14 protein-coding genes and 2 pseudogenes are annotated in these 13,762 nt (G+C 61.0%); 12 read left to right on the forward strand and 4 right to left on the reverse strand.

The features are described from left to right. Positions 1-24: 24 nt before the first annotated feature. Positions 25-1,239, reverse strand: coding sequence for a trans-sulfuration enzyme family protein (locus tag NKI39_RS31230; RefSeq protein WP_352836678.1), 1,215 nt, complete (start codon positions 1,237-1,239; stop codon positions 25-27). A gap of 79 nt (positions 1,240-1,318) precedes the next feature. On the opposite strand from NKI39_RS31230, the gene NKI39_RS31235 reads away from it, so the two are divergent. Both NKI39_RS31235 and NKI39_RS31240 read left to right on the forward strand, forming a co-directional pair. Next, positions 1,319-2,215 carry a LysR family transcriptional regulator gene (locus NKI39_RS31235; protein WP_352836680.1) on the forward strand — a complete coding sequence of 299 codons (897 nt, stop codon included), beginning with the start codon at positions 1,319-1,321 and terminating at the stop codon, positions 2,213-2,215. 52 nt (positions 2,216-2,267) lie between these two features. Beyond that, a pseudogene (locus tag NKI39_RS31240) lies at positions 2,268-2,972 on the forward strand (IS6 family transposase). A gap of 234 nt (positions 2,973-3,206) precedes the next feature. On the opposite strand, the gene NKI39_RS31245 reads toward NKI39_RS31240, so the two are convergent. Continuing rightward, positions 3,207-3,542 carry a hypothetical protein gene (locus NKI39_RS31245; RefSeq protein WP_352836705.1) on the reverse strand — a complete coding sequence of 112 codons (336 nt, stop codon included), beginning with the start codon at positions 3,540-3,542 and terminating at the stop codon, positions 3,207-3,209. On the opposite strand from NKI39_RS31245, the gene NKI39_RS31250 reads away from it, so the two are divergent. Beyond that, positions 3,447-3,767: a hypothetical protein gene (locus NKI39_RS31250; RefSeq protein WP_352836712.1), complete on the forward strand. Its 321-nt coding sequence runs from the start codon at positions 3,447-3,449 to the stop codon at positions 3,765-3,767. The genes NKI39_RS31245 and NKI39_RS31250 overlap by 96 nt on opposite strands. Positions 3,768-3,901: 134 nt before the next feature. Here the strand turns inward: NKI39_RS31250 and NKI39_RS31255 are convergent, their stop codons facing one another. After that, positions 3,902-4,192, reverse strand: coding sequence for a hypothetical protein (locus NKI39_RS31255; RefSeq protein ID WP_352836681.1), 291 nt, complete (start codon positions 4,190-4,192; stop codon positions 3,902-3,904). A gap of 33 nt (positions 4,193-4,225) precedes the next feature. On the opposite strand from NKI39_RS31255, the gene NKI39_RS31260 reads away from it, so the two are divergent. The 4 genes from NKI39_RS31260 (at position 4,226) to NKI39_RS31275 (ending at position 9,165) form a co-directional block, all read left to right on the forward strand. After that, complete coding sequence (locus NKI39_RS31260; RefSeq protein ID WP_352836684.1) at positions 4,226-5,827, forward strand: LuxR C-terminal-related transcriptional regulator; 1,602 nt, start codon at positions 4,226-4,228, stop codon at positions 5,825-5,827. 564 nt (positions 5,828-6,391) lie between these two features. Next, entirely contained in the window at positions 6,392-8,164 is a 1,773-nt protein-coding gene (locus tag NKI39_RS31265) for an adenylate/guanylate cyclase domain-containing protein (protein ID WP_352836686.1), read from the forward strand. A gap of 55 nt (positions 8,165-8,219) precedes the next feature. Then, a complete protein-coding gene (locus NKI39_RS31270; protein ID WP_352836689.1) occupies positions 8,220-8,738 on the forward strand; it encodes a Rossmann-fold NAD(P)-binding domain-containing protein in 519 nt (172 codons plus the stop codon). A 13-nt stretch (positions 8,739-8,751) separates the two neighbouring features. After that, positions 8,752-9,165, forward strand: a complete 414-nt coding sequence (locus NKI39_RS31275; RefSeq protein ID WP_352836691.1) for an NAD(P)-dependent oxidoreductase — start codon at positions 8,752-8,754, stop codon at positions 9,163-9,165. A 313-nt stretch (positions 9,166-9,478) separates the two neighbouring features. Here NKI39_RS31275 and NKI39_RS31280 read toward each other — a convergent pair whose 3' ends face one another. Further along, positions 9,479-10,318, reverse strand: a complete 840-nt coding sequence (locus NKI39_RS31280; RefSeq protein WP_352836693.1) for a class I SAM-dependent methyltransferase — start codon at positions 10,316-10,318, stop codon at positions 9,479-9,481. Between the two features lie 433 nt (positions 10,319-10,751). Between NKI39_RS31280 and NKI39_RS31285 the strand changes: the two genes are divergently transcribed. The 5 genes and pseudogenes from NKI39_RS31285 to NKI39_RS31305 form a co-directional block, all read left to right on the forward strand. Beyond that, on the forward strand, positions 10,752-10,976 hold the full coding sequence (locus NKI39_RS31285; RefSeq protein WP_352836696.1) for a M15 family metallopeptidase domain-containing protein: 225 nt from the start codon (positions 10,752-10,754) through the stop codon (positions 10,974-10,976). A 28-nt stretch (positions 10,977-11,004) separates the two neighbouring features. Continuing rightward, positions 11,005-11,112: a M15 family metallopeptidase gene (locus tag NKI39_RS31290; protein WP_023722474.1), complete on the forward strand. Its 108-nt coding sequence runs from the start codon at positions 11,005-11,007 to the stop codon at positions 11,110-11,112. A 243-nt stretch (positions 11,113-11,355) separates the two neighbouring features. Beyond that, positions 11,356-12,384, forward strand: a complete 1,029-nt coding sequence (locus NKI39_RS31295) for a sulfate ABC transporter substrate-binding protein (protein WP_352836699.1) — start codon at positions 11,356-11,358, stop codon at positions 12,382-12,384. 18 nt (positions 12,385-12,402) lie between these two features. Beyond that, positions 12,403-13,253: pseudogene (gene cysT / locus NKI39_RS31300) on the forward strand (sulfate ABC transporter permease subunit CysT). Further along, positions 13,246-13,762, forward strand: a 517-nt coding sequence (locus NKI39_RS31305; RefSeq protein ID WP_502898641.1) for an ABC transporter permease family protein, incomplete at its 3' end; no start/stop codon positions are given. The pseudogene cysT and the gene NKI39_RS31305, both read left to right, overlap by 8 nt.

Here is a 13,762-nt window from a genome sequence, read left to right on the forward strand (position 1 = left end):
TTCCCCTTCTCGTTGAGGTTCTAATCATTCGGCGGCCTTGGTGTCGGCTGCTGCGGTTCCGTTGCGCCGGGCTTCAGCAAAGAGTTCGAAGGCCTGGGAAAGGTCGGCCAGAAGATCTTCGAGCGCCTCAAGGCCGATCGACAGGCGCCAGACCGGGCCGGGCTTCAGCCAATCGAGGCTGGCGCGCCCTTTGCGCGGATCACTGACGGCAATCAGCGAATGCACGCCGCCCCAGCTTGCGCCGAGCCTGAACAGCCGCAGGCTGCGCAGGACATCGGATTGCAGTGGCGCCAGTTCCGGCCGCAGCACGAAGGAGAACACGCCCGCCGATCCGGCGAAGTCACGCTTCCAGACCGCGTGGCCGGGATGGCCAGACTCCGCGGGATGCAAGATCTGCGCGACTTCCTGGCGTTCCGATAGCCAGGCGAGGATCTTCCGCGCGGTGGCGTCGGCATGACGCATGCGCACCGGCATGGTCATCAGGCCACGCTCGCACAGCGCGCAATCCTCCGGCGAGACCCCGTAGCCGAGGAAGCGCGCCGTGTCCTTCAGGCGTCGGAACAGCGCCTCGTCGCGCACTGAGACTGAACCCATCAGGAGATCGCCATGGCCGCCGGCGTGCTTGGAAAGCGCCTGCATGGAGATGTCGACGCCATGGGCGAGCGGCTTGAACAGCAGATGCGATGCCCAGGTGTTGTCGGCCGCGACGAGCGCGCCGGCCTTGTGGGCCGCGGCTGTGATGGCGGGCACATCCTGGACTTCGAAGGTGGCCGAGCCAGGCGATTCTACCCAAACCAGCCGCGTTCTGCCGTCGATCATCGCCGCGATGCTTGCGTCCAGCCTTGCATTGTAGGAAACCGCCTCGATCCCGAGGGGGCCAAGAAAACGCTCGGCCATGTCGCGCGCCGGGCCATAGAGCGTCTCCGGGATCAGAACCCTTTCGCCGCCACGGCAGACAGCCATGGTCGCCAGCGTCATGGCAGCCATGCCCGACGGGACGACGAGAGCCCGCAATCCGCCTTCCAGCACGGCGATGTGATCTTCGAGCTGCCGGCTGGTCGGTGTGCCGTAAAGTCCGTAGCTGAACCCGTCGTACAGGCGCTCGACGCGACGCTCGAACGACTCCAGATCGTCAAAGACAACGGTCGAGGCTCGCTCGACCGGCATCGCCACCGCCTGGAACGGTTCCTCGGAGCGCTTGGGAGGATGGACATGTGAAGTGTCGTCGCGTCGGTTCATGGGCGAAACTTAGCGGGCTCATCCATTGCCATCTATGACCGCAGCGATAAAGTTAATTCGCTTTTGATATGGCTGCACTATGAACCTGCGCGACGTCGATGTCTTCAACGCGATCATGATCACGCGCGGCGCCGGCGCGGCGGCCGCGCTGCTCGACACCTCGCAGCCGGCCATCAGCCGTTCGCTAGCCAAGCTAGAGGCCGAGCTCGGCTTCAGGCTTTTCGACCGCATTCGTGGCAGGCTGGTGCCGACACGCGAAGGGGAGTTGTTCCATGCCGAGGTGAAAGCCAACCTGGTCGGGCTCGACCGGCTGAAGCTGCGGGCGGCCCAGATCAAGGAGGTCGGCACCGGTACCATCCGCGTCGCCTCCCTGTCGGCACTCGGGCATGGGCTGGTGCCGCGCGCCATCGTAGCGTTCTCGCACCGGCATCCGCAGGTGCGAATCAGCTATCAGGTCCGCACCTCCAATATCGTGCGCGACCTGGTCGCCTCTGGCAGTTTCGATATCGGGCTCGCGGCCGACGAGGTCGACACCAGCGGCGTGCTGCACAGCGTCTTCACCACACCGCGCGCCGTCTGCGTGATGCCGAAGAACCACCGGCTGGCGCGGAAGCAGATAATCACACCGGCCGATCTCGCCGACGAGGCCTTCCTGGCATTGTCGCCGGAAGATACGGCGCGGCTCGCGATGGACAAGATCCTGGCCGCGCATGGGGTGCGACCGCGCATCCTGATCGAAACGCCCTACGGCCTGACAATCGCCATCCTCGCAGCCAAGGGCATGGGGATCGGCTTGGTCAATCCCTCCGTCATTGCGGACGGCATGATCGGCAGTATTTTGGCCAGGCCATTCGAGCCAGCCGTCAATTTCCGCGCGCTACTACTGCGCCCGCCGGACGGCATCAATTCGACTTTGATCACCGACTTCATTGGCGAACTCTATGCCGCTCGCAATATGCTATCGAGCGAGGCATAGGGGCGTTGTCACGGCAACCGCGTGTCAGGGATCGCTGCGATAGATGCGGGGGATGAACACTTCGCAGATCAGCTACAAACGGCATCGGTTCCCACCCGAGATCATTGCCCACGCGCTGTGGCTGTATTATCGATTTCCGCTGAGCCTGCGTCATGTCGAAGAAATGCTGCTCGAGCGCGGCATCGTCGTTTCCTACGAGACGATCCGTCGCTGGGGCAGGAAGTTCGGGCCGGACTACGCCCGGCACCTGCGCCGCAAGCAGCCCAGTTGAAATGATATCTGGCACCTCGACGAAGTCGCCATCACGATCGCCGGCAAGAAGCATTGGTTATGGCGCGCCGTCGACCAGGACGGCTATGTGTTCGACGAGATCGTCCAGACCCGGCGCAACACCAAGGCCGCCAAGCGCTTGCTGATACGGCTGTTGAAGAAGCAGGGCCAGGTGCTCAAGCGCATGATCACCGACAAGCTCGGCTCCTATGGAGCAGCGCGGCGTCAGGTCATGATGGACATCGAGCACCGGTCGCACAAGGGCTTGAACAACAGAGCGGAGAATTCGCATGTGCCACTGCGAAAACGAGAGCGGATGATGCAAGGTTTTCGATCACCGGGGAGCCTCCAGCGTTTCGTCTCGACCTTCTCTGCAGCCCGCAATCTCTTCGTCCCGCCCCGTTCAAAACGCGCCCCCTTTCAGATCCATCTTCACCGCCTGAATGCCATGGCGCAATGGAAAGCTGCTGCCGGCGTGATCGCCTGAAATCATTCCCAAAAGTCACAACCACAGCCCATCTCCGTCTATGTGACATCACCGCCGACGCAGGTCCGCAGCAGTACTTGTGCAAGAGATCATCGATTCAGGGTGGCGGCATCGGCTTGTCACTGAGTGTGCGCAAGTACGCGATCAGGTCGACCCGTTCGGTCTCGTCCGAGACACCAGGTATCTCCATCTTAACGCCCGGCGTGGTGAGCATGGGCCCGAAGAGATATCTGTTCAGGTCCTCTTACCTCCACACGCCTTCCCAGCCGAGCAAAGCGTCGGAGTAACGCATTTTTGCCATGGATGCCTTATCGCGGCCGACGACGCTCCACAAGTTCGGTCCGTTTTGTTCCCTCCCAGTGGCTCGGCATTGTGGCAACGGTCACACGCGCGGGTGAAGTAGGTCCGGCCTTTCTCGACATCGGCAGAAGCCAACTTCGTTGAGATCGGGGCCGGTGTTGGCAAGACGACGCCGTGCGACATGAGATAGTCGGCAACTTCGCGTTGCCCCTGGCGTTTTGCCAGATGGAGTGGTGTCTTGCCGCCGGGCTCGACTGTGCGGTCATGCAGCGCGCGCCAGGGGTATCCGAGGCGCTGCAATTGCTACGCGGCTACCTCTGCACACTCGAAAAGCATCCACTCAACGGTTCTGCGGAAGCCCGTGAGATCATCCGCCGGCACATCTTTGATCTCGTTTTGCTCGCCATCACACCGCACGGCCCTTTGGGACAGACCAGTATGAGCGCGGTCGTCGCCGCGCGCCTGGCCGCCATAGTCGACTACATCACGGATTGACGGCAATCGTGGCATTCGCTCGCTCCGCGTCCGGCGGATTGGCGGCAGCGCCAGCTAAAGACGAGTAACGAAGGCCGCGGGGTGCGATTACCGATGAAGGCACGCCGTGATCAAAGACCCGATCCGGAGAAACGTCACTGCGAAGCATTTTCCGATACATCGGGCACGATGATGTAGCCCTGATCGATCAGTTGCAGCCTCGTTTCCTCGAAATGCCGCTTGAAGCCGCTCTTGATTTGCTCGGGTGGGTATCGCCAGCCATTCGCATAGGCACGGCGCAAGAGATCGGAATAGACGCGGTCGCTGGCAAGCCTTACCGCTTCTATGGAGATTGGCGTTCCCACTGGCGTCGTTTCGCCGGAGAGACTTGGCGCGGTCGAAAGAGCCAGCACCAGCATGCCGGCGACTGCGGATGACTTTCTCATGGATGCCTCCTGACATTTTGCCTGGCCTGGACAGTGAACCGGGCAACGTGTTGTGGATCCGTGGATGCTAGGAGCGGCAACGACTTGGCGGGATCGTACAGATGGAGTGTTTTTGGTGCCGCATCTGTAGTATTTTCGCTGTGTCGCGAAATCGGTACGTTCCCGACCATACGCGCCGCGGATCGGAATGACGCAATGCTTGACGCAGTCGGCAATCCTCTGACCGGGCTTTCGGACCGGGAGCGGGTGGTCGCTGCGAAATTCGCCGAAGGCATGACCTATCGTGAGATCGGCGAGACGCTGTTCATCGCGCCGACCACCGTTCGAACCCATCTGTCGGTGGTCTATCGAAAGCTTGGCGTTCGCAGCAAAGTGGCGTTGGCAAGCCTGCTCTCGAGTGAGAGCCGGCAAGAGTCCGGACAAGCTCGTTTCGAGGGTCTGTCGCCCGGCGGCTCCGGGCCACCGGTCATCGCGGTCCTGCCCTTTGAAAATTTGAGCTCGGACGAGCGTTGGGGAAGGCTTGCCGACGGTTTGTCCGCCGATATTATTGTCGATCTCGCGCGTTACTCCGCCCTTGCGGTGATTGCCCGCCAGACGATGCTGATGTTCAAGGGAAGGCGCGATGATCTGCGCTCCATCGGTCGGGAGTTGAATGCCGACTATTTGCTCGAAGGGAGCCTTCAGGCTACCGGCGAGCAGTTCCGCATTTCGGTGCAGCTTGTCGATGTGAGGAGTGGTGCCGGTCTTTGGGCGGCGCGATACGATCAATCGGCCGACAATCTGTTTGCTACGCAAGACATGGTCACCGAGAACGTCGTCAATGTCCTTGTCAGCTGCTGCGGCAAGCTTGCCCACCTTGGACGGGATGTCATCCGGCGCAAGCCGCCCGCCAGCCTGGGTGCCTATGACTACTATCTGCTCGGCGTCGAACAGCACAATGTGTTCACCCGCACCTCGAACGTGGAAGCAATCCGTCTCTTGTCGCGCGCAGTCGAACTCGACCCGGGGCTGGCGCGAGCCTGGTTGACGTTGGGATTTTCTTACGCCGTCGAAGCCTGGTACGCGAGTAATCCATCCGTCTCGCTGGAACGCTGGTACTCGTGCATGGAACAAGCTCTTTTGCTCGATCCGGGAGACAGCATGGCCCGTCAGGGCATGGCCGACATTCGCGCGGCGCGAGGCGACTTGGGAGCCGCTGCCGAGGAACTCGATCGCGCTTTGGCCGCCGCTCCAGACGATGCCGATACGCTGGCGATGATTGCCGGAAGCCGAGCACTGGTGACAGGTGATCCGCAGCAGGGCTGCGTGTTGATCCAGAGGGCTCTACGTCTCAACCCGCTAGCTCCGCTCTGGTACTTCAGCATGCTTGGTCGCACGAATTTCGTGGTCGGGCGCTACCGGGAGAGCGTCGTGGCGTTCCAGCAGAGCCCGCCCGACTCGCCGGCCACCCTGTTGTTCCAGTCGATGGGACATGCGATGCTCGACGAAGTACCACAGGCCGCGAAGATCGCCGCCCGATTGGCGAGCGAATTCCCCGGCTTTACCGTCGAGGTGTTCATCAGAACCTATCCGGTCACCAATCCGCCCGCGCTTGTCGCCATCCGCGAAGGTGCACGGCGGGCCGGATTGAGATAGCTTCTCCGCTAGCGCTTGCGGCCGGAGCCAGTTCTTGGATTGCGCTCCATTTCTTGCCAGCTTTCATCGATGAGTGCAAAATCGCACTCGTCAGAAAGACAGTTCTGAAGGCCGCCTGAAGAAGCACTGGAAATGTGGGTCAGGATCGCGACCTTATCGACCGTTCGTCTGTACGTCAGGATTTGGCGCTCCTTTCTCGTTCCAATCGGCGAGAGGGAAGGCAAAAAAACACCCAACCAAGTCGTTTGACGCTCATTTAGGGCGTTCTCGAGGGCGGATGTTCGAACCAGCGGGACGCGCCATTTCGCGCCATTCGAGTCGCGCCTCCTAAGCCGACCTTCACGCACTGGCCAGAGTCGACCCTAAGCAGAAGCTCGCTTGCTCCGGGTCAATTCACGGCCATGACCCAAAGCTGTCATTCCGCCCGTACGTGTCGTAGCTTCTAATGGCTTGCCGATGGGAGGCGTCATATCCGAGCGCCCGATTGCCCTGACATAAGGCGCTGGTATTGTGTAGTTGATTGGGCTCCAAAGCGGAGCCGTCACACGTGGGAGGAGTCCGAGCGTGGTCGAGAGCGCCGTGCAGCGCCGTTTGGCCGCCATACTCGCTGCCGATGTGGTCGGTTACAGCCGGCTCATGGGCCATGACGAGATGGGCACGCTGACTACGCTGAGGGCGCTGCGGGCCGAGCTGGTCGATCCAAAGATCGCCGAACACATGGGTAGGATTTTCAAGGCGACCGGCGATGGGGTTCTGGCTGAGTTCCCCAGCGTTGTTAACGCCGTTGCCTGTGCGGTCGACATCCAGCGGCGGCTGGAGGCGCGCAACGCCGACATGCCAGAGGACCGCGCGATCCGACTGCGGATCGGGGTCAACCTGGGCGATGTCATCGTCGAGGGCGAGGACATCTTCGGAGACGGAGTGAATATTGCGGCTAGGCTTGAGAGCGTCGCCCCGGCCGGTGGCATAGCGGTGTCGGGCACAGTGCGTGACCACCTGGGCAACCGGCTCGATCTGCAGTTCGAGGATATGGGCGAGCAGGCGCTGAAGAACATCGAGCAGCTGGTGCGCGTTTGCCGAGTGCGCCCAGCCGATACCTCTGCCTTGGTGCGTCGCGCACTGTCGCTACCCGATAAGCCGTGGGTCGCCGTCTTGCCGTTTGTCAATATGAGCGGCGATCCAGAGCAGGAGTACTTCTCCGACGGCATCACAGAGGACATCATTACCGAACTTTCGCGCTTTCGGTCGCTGTCCGTCATCGCCCGCAATTCCTCGTTCACCTACAAGGGACGGACGATGAAGATCCCCGACGTGGCACGCGACTTGGGCGTGACCTATGTACTCGAGGGAAGCGTTCGTCGCGCCGGGAATCGTCTGCGCATAACCGCGCAGCTCATCGACGCTGAGACCGGCAGCCACATCTGGGCGGAGCGCTATGATCGAGAAATTGCCGATATGTTTGCGGTTCAGGACGAGATAACCCAGAGGATCGTGGGCATGCTGGCGGTGGGCCTCGAAGACAATTCCTTGGAACGCGCTAAGCGTAAGCACCCTGAAAACCTCATCGCCTATGACCATTGGTTGCGCGGCAAACATCTCTTGTGGACGGTGGGTCAGAACAATCTTGAAGCGCGCCAACACTTCGAAAAGGCTGCTGCCACAGACCCAAGCTTTTCGCGCGCCTATTCCGGTTTAGCGGTGACCTACCAGATGGAAGCGCTTGATTTGCTAATTGCGGCAGAAGGTAGAGGCGCTTATGACATGGCCTTTGATTGCGCCAAACGGGCCCTCGCGCTCGATGAAGCCGATTATCAAGCCCACATCGCGCTGGCATGGCCTTGCCTCTATCGGGGCGACTATGAGCGCATGAAGAAACATGTGGATCGCGCCATCATGTTCAACCCTAACGATGCCGACAGCCTCGCCAATGCCAGCTACATGCTCGCAATGTATGGAGAAGGGGAAAAGGCGGTTGCCTGCGGCGAAGCGGCAATGCGTCTCAATCCACGATACCCCGATTGGTATATCGCCTTTCAGGCGACTGCCCTATTTACCGCAAGGCGGTATCCCGAGGCCCTAGCCGCGCGGATCAGAGTCCCCGACTACTTTATCGATTCGACTTTTTTCGGCGCAGCTATACTTGCCAAGCTTGATAGGCTTGCCGAGGCAAAGCTATGGGCGGAAAAAGCAGTAGCGAGGCTGAAAGCAAGGCCGGGGGGCATTGAGCAAGCAGCCAAAGGATGCCTCCAGCTTCTGCTCGACAACAACCCATTCCGTCGTCAAGAAGATCGTGATCACTTCGCAGAGGCGATGCGCATGGCTGGCGTGCCCGGATAGCCGCTTCGATCCATTCCGGCTGATGTACGTCGAACAGAGTGTTTAGGAGGTAGTGGTGAAAGCACTCACTTTACTGATGGTGAATGATTACCCTGACTATATCGACGCGGGGGAGTGGGCGCGATCTCTCAAGGCGCGCGTTTCGGGCCTCGACTTCCGGTTATGGCCCCATCACGGCGATCCCGGCGACATTGACTTGGTGCTGATCGATAAGGGTACGCCGCGCAGGTTTTTTGAAGGTATGACGCGATTGCGTGCAGTTGCCTATCTCGGCGCGGGCATAGACGGCTTGCAACTGGGTGAGCTGCCTGCGGGCGTTGGCGTCGTACGTTTGGCGACCCGCGAACTTGCCTCTGAGGTTGTGCAGTACATTGTTCTCAGAGTACTGTGCCGGCAACACCATGTCGTTGAATATGCTCTCCAACAGACCCAGAAGAGATGGCGCCCGATCGCGCCACGGAAGACCAGCGAGACCCGCATCGTTATCCTTGGGGCTGGGCGTATCGGTGGATGGGCCGCGCGACTCTTCGCCGAGCTGGGATATCGCACGGCGGCATGGTTCCCGCAACCCTAAGCAAATCGCCGATGTGGCCTGTTACGCTGGTGCCCCAGCGCTTAAGGAGGCCTTGGCTGAACGAGACTTCGTCGTGTGCGCGCTGCCGCTGACCACCGAAACTCGAGGAATACTTAATTCCGAAACTTTCCGTCTGATGAAGCGCGGCGCCTACCTCGTTAATGTCGGACGCGGAGCACACGTCGACGAGGCTGCACTTCTGCACGCCATTGACGCTGGGCAACTGTCAGGCGCCTGCCTCGATGTTTTTACCTCGGAACCGCTCGACCAGGCGAGTCCGCTATGGGCCCATCCGAAGGTGACCATCACACCACATGTGGCAAGCTATTGGGTCGATTCGGGCATAGCGCAGTTGGCAGGTCTGTGCGAGCAGATCAAGTTGGGCAATGACATCACCAATCTCGTAAATCTTGAGCGGGGCTACTAAGGGCCCGTATGGCAATAACTGCTTCAGTTCCTTGACGGGATTCGGCCAATTGCCGCGGCCTAATGAACCTAATCGATTCGAAAATTTCTGTACGGACCCTAAGTGCGGGCTAAGAATCCCCTCTTAGTCCGTTAATGGCGCTGCCTGCTCGTTCCGCTCGACGAGACAGACGGCAGAGAACCACCCAACCAAGCCGTTTGACCCGCACTGGCGGCTGCTGAGTAGGCGAAGTCCGCATCGCCTCGATCGCGCCAAGAGCGGACATGCGCCTTAGTCGTTCGTGAGAGGCAGCCGCCCAGTGTCATGGCTAGCTCTAGGCGTGCGACCAGGCGCCTACTTCCGAACGGCTCACGATGACGCTACCCGCCTCGATTTCGCGCTGCATGCGCTGTCCCAAAGTTTCAATATCGACCTCAGCGGCCGTCGCAACGCCCCGGCTCTGGATTTCCGGCAGCATCGTGACAATGAGTTCGGCGGTCTGGTGTGACCAGTCGAAGCCGCCATTGGTTCCCCCCACAACCGCCTCCATGCGCATTGAGGGCGCGGTCAATCCAGCCGCGCGGAATGCCGCATCGAGCTTGATACCCATATTGGTCTCGATACCGCTGCGCCGGAACGTCTCGACGATCCATCGACAGCAGTGGTCGTAGGTCGGCGCCGGCGGGCTGGATCGACAGCCGTCCCAATCCGGCTCATGGAAGACGATGGTCCCTCCAGGCCGGAGATGACGAGCGACGCCACGCAGCATGGCCACAGGATCGGCTTGAAACATCAAAACGTAGCGGCCGATCACGGCGTCGAACGGTCGGTCGAACGAAAGTGCCGCGGGATCGCCTTCACGGAAGCTGACATTCTGGATCGGATGCGCCGCCGCACGCCGCTCCGCCGCCGCCAGGGCCGCTGGAGCCCGATCTGCGCCAATGACCTGACCTCCGCTGCCAACCATCTCGGAAACCAGGAATGTAACGTCACCCGCGCCACAGCCCACGTCGAGCACGCGCATCCCGGGGCTCATGCCCGCAGAGAGCAAGATTCTTCGCGTGATCGGGTTAATGATGCCCGCCTGATGGCTGAGACGCCTGATCTCGCGATCGGAATGGACGAGAATATACGGGACGTGAACGTCGGCACCAGCGCCACCGGCGACTTCCATGGCCTGCCTCCCCTCATACGACTGTTCCCCAAATGGGGCATCGTGCTGGTCGACGACTATGCGCCGATGCGGCAGCCAGTCAACGAGACTCGCTGTCCACCTCAATGCGAATGTCGCTTCAGGGTCACGACCGCCGGTTCCGCTAAAGGTCAGCTTTCGGGCCGCCAAATCGCCCCGGGAAGGGTGGGTTCGGGTCATCGGCGTGAATTCGCCCTCGACGAACGAACTTCCGCTCGGGGTCGTCTTTGCCCGTTGGCGCGCTGTCGCAAATTTGGGCGCCGCCGCATCACGATTGGACCCTCAATCTTTCGCCATTCAACTCTGCTTTCCCCCCCAGCAACCGCGGCGCAGTGTTGCCATGCGTGCGTAATATGCGCAGTCCAATTGGGGTCGTCCTTGGTGAGTGCAGCGGACGTCAATACGGGCAGCCATCGTGACATCAAGCGCCAAGGATCTCATCGCCAAGGGCTATATCGGCGAACTGTCCACCCATTCGCGCGGATCGACAGTCGAGGTCGCGATCGCGCGGACCGACCACAAGAGCGCGCCGAAACCGGCCTGCGGCGCGACCGATGTCGATATGCTCGATTTCGGCACTGGCTTCGAGTGTTCGACCCGGCGAGCGAAACGGCTCACCGACCGCTCGCTAGTGAAGTAGCGGCAAACGCGAAAGACTTGTCGAGGCGATGCGCGCCGGCGGCTTCAACAATTATGCCCGCGAATGGTGGCACTTCACGCTGGAAAACGAGCCGTTTCCAAGAGAACGCTTCAACTTTCCCGTCGGCGCCGAGTAGCTCCGCCGGCCACCGTGGGATGAAACCCTCGTTGACCCTGCGCGGCCATTGCCGAAGGGCTGGCGGTTTCTAATTATCGCCTCCGGGAGCCCAGGATCCCGAGTCACGCTGTGTGAGGAAAAACATTCCTCATTTAGAGTAAAATAGGCGAAAAATTGCTTCACTAGGCCAAAAAAGGCAACATTGAATGCATCTAAATTCTATCAATTCGGTAGATTTGGCGCGAGTTCAACGGAGGCGGAAATGACCAAACCTCATTTCAGGAAACTGCTCGGCGCGCTGGTCGCCACATCTGTCCAGTTCGGCACGCTCGGTTTCGCGTTTGCCGATACCACCATTCTCAACGTGTCCTATGACCCGACGCGTGAGCTCTACAAGCAATTCGACCAGGCCTTCGCCTCTCACTGGGAGGGCGAGACGGGCGAGACCGTCACCGTCCAGCAGTCGCATGGCGGATCCGGCGCCCAGGCGCGCGCCGTGATCGACGGCCTCGACGCCGACGTGGTGACGCTGGGGCTGCAAGGCGACATCGACGCGATCGTCTCGAAAACGAAGAAGATCAATCCCGACTGGCGGACGAAGTTCGAGAACAATTCGGCTCCTTATACCTCGACCATCGTCCTCCTCGTCCGCAAGGGCAACCCGAAGGGCATTCACGATTTTGGCGATCTCACAAAGGACAGCGTCCAGGTGATCACGTCCAATCCCAAGACCTCCGGTGGTGGCCGGTGGGCCTACCTCGCGGCCTGGGCCTGGGCCAACACCAACGATGGCGGCGACGAGGCCAAGACCAAGGAATTCGTCGGCAACCTCTATTCCCATGTTCCGGTGCTTGACACCGGCGCGCGTGGCTCTACCGTGACCTTCGCGCAAAAGGGCCTTGGCGACGTGCTGATCGCCTGGGAAAACGAGGCCTATCTGGCGCTGGACGAGTTCGGCGCCGATCAGTTCGAAATCGTCATCCCGCCGACCTCGATCCTCGCCGAACCGCCGGTCGCCGTTGTCGACGCCAATGTCGATGCCAAGGGCACACGCAAAGTTGCCGAAGCCTATCTGGGCTATCTCTATTCCAAGGAAGGCCAGACGATCATCGCCAAGAACCACTACCGTCCGGCGAAGCCCGACCTGGTGCCTGCGGAGGATCTCGCCAAACTGCCGGAAATCAAGCGGATCAGCATCGACGATCCAATTTTCGGCGGATGGAAGAAGGCACAGCCTTATCATTTCGGCGATGGTGGTATATTCGACCAGATCTACAAACCGGCCCAGTAGCATTTAGATCAGGACGACATGACCACAGCACCCGCCAAGGCGGGGTGGCGATTCAGGCAGCCGAGCGTCATTCCGGGTTTCGGATTGACGCTCGGCTTCTCGCTTGCCTACCTCACGCCATCATCCTCATCCCCCTCTCAGGGTTGGTCTGGCGATCGGCGGCGCTCGGCTGGACCGACTTCTGGGCGATCGTCACCGACCGCCGCACCATCAACGCGCTTGAAATCAGCTTCGGCACCGCCTTCATTGCCGCCGCCGTCAACGTCGTCTTCGGCACGATCGTCGCCTGGGTGCTGGTGCGCTACAGCTTTCCCGGCCGCCGCATCGTCGATGCCATGGTCGACCTGCCCTTCGCGCTGCCGACGGCGGTCGCCGACATCGCGCTGACCGCGCTCTACGCGCCGAATGGCTGGGTCGGCAGCCTATTGGCGCCGCTCGGCATCAAGGTCGCCTACACGCCGCTCGGCATCGTCATCGCGCTGATCTTCATCGGCCTGCCTTTCGTCGTGCGCACCGTCCAGCCAATCATGGAGGAGATCGACAAGGAGGTCGAGGAAGTGGCCGCCACCCTTGGCGCCAACCGCTTCCAGATCATCGCCCGGGTTCTGCTTCCGGGCCTCGCGCCAGCCATTGTCACCGGCTTCGCGCTGGCCTTCGCGCGCGGCGTCGGCGAGTACGGTTCCGTCATCTTCATCGCCGGCAACCTGCCGTTCAAATCCGAGATCGCGCCGCTTCTGATCGTCATCCGGCTGGAGGAATATAATTACGCCGCGGCGACCGCGATAGCGGCGATCATGCTGGCGCTGTCCTTCGTCATGCTGCTGGTCATCAACCTGGTGCAGACCTGGAGCCGTAAACGCTATGGCTGACCCGGAGATCAAATCCTACGCGCCGCACCACGAAAGCCGGTCGGCGGCGGTGACCGAGAGCCGGCCGGCGCAAGCCGTGCTGATGGTGGTGACGTTTGCGTTCCTCGCCATTTTCCTGCTCCTGCCGCTGATCATCGTCTTCAACGAAGCTTTCGCCAAAGGTATCGAGGCCTACACGCAGGCGCTGGGCGAAGCCGACAGCCGCTCGGCGATCCGCCTGACGCTTCTGGTCGCGGCGATCTCGGTGCCGCTCAATGTGATTTTCGGCATCTCCGCCGCATGGGCCATCGCCAAGTTCGAGTTCAAGGGCAAGGCGTTCCTGACCACACTCATCGACCTGCCCTTTTCGGTCTCCCCGGTCATTTCCGGCCTGGTCTATGTACTTCTGTTCGGCGCGCAAGGCCTGCTCGGCGCCTGGCTCAAGGCGCATGGCATCGTCATCCTGTTTGCCGTGCCGGGCATCGTGCTGGCCACCGTCTTCGTCACCTTCCCCTTCGTCGCCCGCGAAT

Source organism: Mesorhizobium sp. M0664, assembly GCF_040320565.1.
Lineage (GTDB): Bacteria > Pseudomonadota > Alphaproteobacteria > Rhizobiales > Rhizobiaceae > Mesorhizobium.